This window comes from Kitasatospora sp. NPDC051984, assembly GCF_044593455.1.
Lineage (GTDB): Bacteria > Actinomycetota > Actinomycetes > Streptomycetales > Streptomycetaceae > Kitasatospora.
This window is the reverse complement of the sequence record NZ_JBIUCB010000063.1, coordinates 1-1,519: the sequence shown is the minus strand read 5'-3', so window position 1 is coordinate 1,519 and position 1,519 is coordinate 1. Positions and strand designations below refer to the sequence as shown.

The 1,519-nt window shown below is 59.0% G+C and carries 2 rRNA genes; both read right to left on the bottom strand.

The features are described from left to right. Positions 1-836, bottom strand: a 23S ribosomal RNA gene (locus ACIHEI_RS37465); the annotation flags it as partial. 277 nt (positions 837-1,113) lie between these two features. Further along, a 16S ribosomal RNA gene (locus tag ACIHEI_RS37460) occupies positions 1,114-1,519 on the bottom strand; the annotation flags it as partial.

Genomic DNA, 1,519 nt, shown 5'->3' with positions numbered 1-1,519 from the left:
ACCCTGGTGGGTTCGGTCCTCCACACGGTCTTACCCGCGCTTCAACCTGCCCATGGCTAGATCACTCCGCTTCGGGTCTTGGGCATGCAACTCAAACGCCCTATTCGGACTCGCTTTCGCTACGGCTACCCCACACGGGTTAACCTCGCTACACACCGCAAACTCGCAGGCTCATTCTTCAAAAGGCACGCAGTCACAGTCCCAAGGACTGCCCCCACGGCTTGTAGGCACACGGTTTCAGGTACTATTTCACTCCGCTCCCGCGGTACTTTTCACCATTCCCTCACGGTACTATCCGCTATCGGTCACCAGGGAATATTTAGGCTTAGCGGGTGGTCCCGCCAGATTCACACGGGATTTCTCGGGCCCCGTGCTACTTGGGAGAAGCTCAAGCGAGCCGTACAGATTTCGTCTACGGGGGTCTTACCCTCTACGCCGGACCTTTCGCATGTCCTTCGACTACCCATACGGTTTCTGACTCGCCCAGCCGCCGGCAGACGACTGAAGAACTTTCCCACAACCCCCTGAGCGCAACCCCTGCCGGGTCTCACACGCTCAAGGTTTGGCCTCATCCGGTTTCGCTCGCCACTACTCCCGGAATCACGGTTGTTTTCTCTTCCTGCGGGTACTGAGATGTTTCACTTCCCCGCGTTCCCTCCACACTGCCTATGTGTTCAGCAGCGGGTGACAGCCCATGACGACTGCCGGGTTTCCCCATTCGGACACCCCCGGATCAAAGCTCGGTTGACAGCTCCCCGGGGCCTATCGCGGCCTCCCACGTCCTTCATCGGTTCCTGGTGCCAAGGCATCCACCGTGCGCCCTTAAAAACTTGGCCACAGATGCTCGCGTCCACTGTGCAGTTCTCAAACAACGACCAGACACCCAAACTCGGCAACCCTTACGGGCGCCTCGCATGAGGCCGGCATCCTAGAGGCAACTTCCGTTCCCTCAGGACCCAACAACGTGCCCGACACGATCCTTTGCAAGCAATCGCGTTCCACGCCCCGAGGGACAGTACTAGCGGCTTGCGCCAAATCGTGCCGAATAGTCAACGTTCCACCCATGAGCAACCGTGCGAGACATTCGCTCGCAAGCGGCCATGTGCTCCTTAGAAAGGAGGTGATCCAGCCGCACCTTCCGGTACGGCTACCTTGTTACGACTTCGTCCCAATCGCTGGTCCCACCTTCGACGGCTCCTCCCCTTACGGGTTAGGCCACCGGCTTCGGGTGTTACCGACTTTCGTGACGTGACGGGCGGTGTGTACAAGGCCCGGGAACGTATTCACCGCAGCATGCTGATCTGCGATTACTAGCAACTCCAACTTCATGGGGTCGAGTTGCAGACCCCAATCCGAACTGAGACCGGCTTTTTGGGATTCGCTCCGCCTCGCGGCATCGCAGCCCTTTGTACCGGCCATTGTAGCACGTGTGCAGCCCAAGACATAAGGGGCATGATGATTTGACGTCGTCCCCACCTTCCTCCGAGTTGACCCCGGCAGTCTCCTGTGAGTCCCCGAC